The sequence below is a fragment of the Dyella sp. 01N36 genome (assembly GCF_056399745.1).
Map to the genome: position 1 here is coordinate 1 of NZ_JBFTRY010000296.1, position 3,115 is coordinate 3,115.

A 3,115-nucleotide genomic window follows, 5' to 3' on the forward strand; every position below is an offset into this window, starting at 1 on the left:
AGCCGACGGAGCGATACACCCAGGCGTGGCKGTCGCGCACAGGGTGCGCTCCCACAGGAGATAGCCGCCCCACGGAGAGGCGGGATGACGCGCCTCTGTTCTAAGGCGCCACAGGCGCTCAGCGGGCGAAGGTAATGGCTTCAGCGCACCGCCGCCTTCCGCTGATGCATCTCCCACTCCTCAATCAACTTCCTCCCCACATTCGCCAACGCATCGATGGCCGGTAGCAACTCGCGCCCCAGCGTCGTCAGGGAGTACTCCGCGGATGGCGGCGACGAATCGAGCACGCGCCGCGTCACCAGCCCTCGCGTTTCCAGTTCGCGCAAACGCGCACTCAACACACGYGCGGAGATTTTCGGCATGTCGTGGCGCAACTCACCGAAGCGACGTGGTTCGCCGCTGAGTTGCCAGATCACGTTGGGCGCCCAGGCGCCGCGCAGCAGGCCCAGCACTTCACTGAGAGGGCAGGTGGGTGCTGGGCAGACTTTGCTCTTGCGTAGCGGCAGACCCATGGGGTGCTCCTTGGGGGGCTTCGGTAACTCGGCGGTTACCGGATTTTAGAGGTTACCGGCGGTTAGGTGGTATCCAACAGTAACCATGATGGCTAGCATCGGTGGCCTTCGCGAACCCGGATCGCGTTGATCCCGTCCCCTCAAGGAGAACCACCATGAAGCTCTACTACGCCGCTGGCGCCTGTTCGCTGTCGCCGCATATCGTTGCCCTGGAAGCGGGTATTCCTGTGGAACTGATCAAGGTCGACAACAAGGCCAAGCGCACCGCGAGCGGCGAAGACTTCCTGCAGATCAACCCCAAGGGCTATGTGCCGGCGTTGCAGTTGGAAAGCGGTGAGTTGCTGACCGAGGGACCGGCCATCGTGCAGTACCTGGCGGATCTGAAGCCCGAGACCGGCCTGGCGCCCGCCCATGGCACCACCGCCCGTTATCGCTTGCAGGAAATGCTGGGTTACATCAACTCCGAGTTGCACAAGAGCTACTCGCCGTTGTTCAAGCCCGACACGCCGGACGCCGTGCGCGACGAGCGCCAGGCCTATCTGCGCAAGCGCTATGCCTTCCTGGAACAACGCCTGTCCAAGCACGACTGGCTGATCGGCGATCAGTTCACCGCGGCTGATGCGTATCTGTTCACCGTGACGAACTGGGCACAGCACGTGAAGCTGGATCTGTCGGACTTCCCGGCGATCGTCGCCTTCCAGCAGCGTGTGGCGTCGCGTCCGAAGGTGCAGTCGGCGCTGCAGGCGGAAGGGCTGCTCAAGGCTGCCTAAAAAAACGAAGGGCCGCGCATGCGATGCGCGGCCCTTGTGGCGAAACAGAGACAACGTTCCGCGATCAGATCTGCTTGGCCAGCGACTCGGCCAGTCCGATATAGCCGCCCGGCGYGAGGTCGAGCAAGCGCTGCTTGGCATCGGCGGGCAGGTCCAGGCCGGTGATGAAGCTGCGCATGGAGTCCTTGGTGATGCCCTGGCCGCGGGTGAGTGCCTTGAGCTGTTCGTACGGTTCGGGCAGGCCATAGCGGCGCATCACCGTCTGCACGGCTTCGGCCAGCACTTCCCAGCTGGCGTCGAGATCTGCGCCGAGGCGGTCGGCGTTCACCGTAAGTTTGCCCAGGCCCTTCTTCAGCGATTCGAGCGCGACCATGGTGTGGCCGAACGCCGTGCCGAGCGCGCGCAGCACGGTGGAATCGGTGAGGTCACGCTGCCAGCGGCTGATCGGCAGCTTTTCGGCGAAGTGGCCGAGCAGGGCATTGGCGAGGCCGAAGTTGCCTTCGGCGTTTTCGAAGTCGATCGGGTTCACCTTGTGCGGCATGGTCGAGGAACCCACTTCGCCGGCCTTCAAGGCCTGCTTGAAGTAGCCCAGCGAGATATAGCCCCAGATGTCGCGCGCCAGATCGATCAGGATGATGTTGGCGCGGCGCACGACGTCGCAGTATTCGGCCACGCCGTCATGCGGTTCGATCTGCGTGGTGTAGGCGTTGTAATCGAGGCCCAGGCTTTCCACGAAACGCTGCGAAAAGCTGCGCCAGTCCAGTTCCGGATAGGTGATCGCGTGCGCGTTGTAGTTGCCCACGGCACCGTTGATCTTGCCGGGCACCTCCACTGCGGCCAGCTGCTTGCGCTGGCGCTCCAGGCGGGCGACCACGTTGGCCAGCTCCTTGCCCAGCGTGCTGGGCGACGCCGTCTGGCCGTGCGTGCGCGAGAGCATCGGCAGGCCTGCATTGGCATGAGCCAGGTCGCGCAGCTGGGCGATGATGCCGTCCAGCGCGGGCAGCAGCACCTGGTCGCGCGCATCGCGCAGCATCAATGCGTAGGACAGGTTATTGATGTCTTCGCTGGTGCAGGCGAAGTGCACGAATTCCTTGGCTTGCGCCAGCGACGCATCGTTGCCGATGCGTTCCTTGATGAAGTACTCCACCGCTTTCACGTCGTGGTTGGTGGTCGCTTCGATGGTCTTGATGCGCGCACCGTCGTCCACGCTGAAGTCGCCCGCGATGCCCTTGAGCCTGGCCACCTGGTCGGCGGTGAATGCCGGCAGCTCGACGATGCCCGGGTCCGCGGCCAGCGCCAGCAGCCATTCGATTTCTACGTGCACGCGGCGGTGCATGAGGCCGAATTCACTGAAGATCGGGCGCAGCGTTTCGACCTTGCTGGCGTAACGGCCGTCCAGGGGGGACAGGGCGGTCAGGGCATGGGAGGACATCGGGGGTGTTCCGGAGGCGGGAAAGGGGGAATTTTACAACAGGGGAGGGGGAGGGGGTTTTGGGGGTGGGTTTTGGTGGTCAATGCGTCGCAGGCCGCTTTTTGCTCGTCATCCCCTTGGGCTTTCCTTCACCCGCCCGCCGGGTCATACGGGGACCCCGGGGGCGAGAGCCACATCAAGAGCCGAACAACGGCCGGCGCTACCCGGGCTAGCAGCTCACTTGTAGGAGCGCACCCTGTGCGCGAACACCCTGCGGAGCGGTACACGCCAGCGCTGCGGTCGCGCACAAGGAAGGGAGACGCAGGCCTGAGCGGGGCGGATCAATCTTGCCGGTCGGCTCTTTGTGGGAGCGCACCCTGTGCGCGACAGACCTACGGAGCGGTACACCGCTGCGTGCTTGT

The 3,115-nt window shown here is 64.3% G+C and carries 3 protein-coding genes; 1 reads left to right on the forward strand and 2 read right to left on the reverse strand.

What is annotated here, in order from left to right; all coding sequences use genetic code 11:
* Positions 1-140: 140 nt before the first annotated feature.
* Positions 141-512, reverse strand: a complete 372-nt coding sequence (locus tag AC1DMG_RS21235; protein WP_477175957.1) for a winged helix-turn-helix transcriptional regulator — start codon at positions 510-512, stop codon at positions 141-143.
* A gap of 155 nt (positions 513-667) precedes the next feature.
* On the opposite strand from AC1DMG_RS21235, the gene gstA reads away from it, so the two are divergent.
* Positions 668-1,282 (forward strand): glutathione transferase GstA, encoded by a 615-nt coding sequence (gene gstA, locus AC1DMG_RS21240; protein ID WP_477175956.1) that lies wholly within the window; start codon positions 668-670, stop codon positions 1,280-1,282.
* Between the two features lie 64 nt (positions 1,283-1,346).
* Here the strand turns inward: gstA and purB are convergent, their stop codons facing one another.
* Positions 1,347-2,714, reverse strand: coding sequence for an adenylosuccinate lyase (gene purB / locus AC1DMG_RS21245; RefSeq protein ID WP_477181065.1), 1,368 nt, complete (start codon positions 2,712-2,714; stop codon positions 1,347-1,349).
* Positions 2,715-3,115 lie beyond the last annotated feature (401 nt).

Coding starts and splice junctions, on each gene's coding strand:
- gstA (WP_477175956.1), top strand. CDS start 668: ATGAAGCTCTACTACGCCGCTGGCGCCTGTTCGCTGTCGCCGCATATC.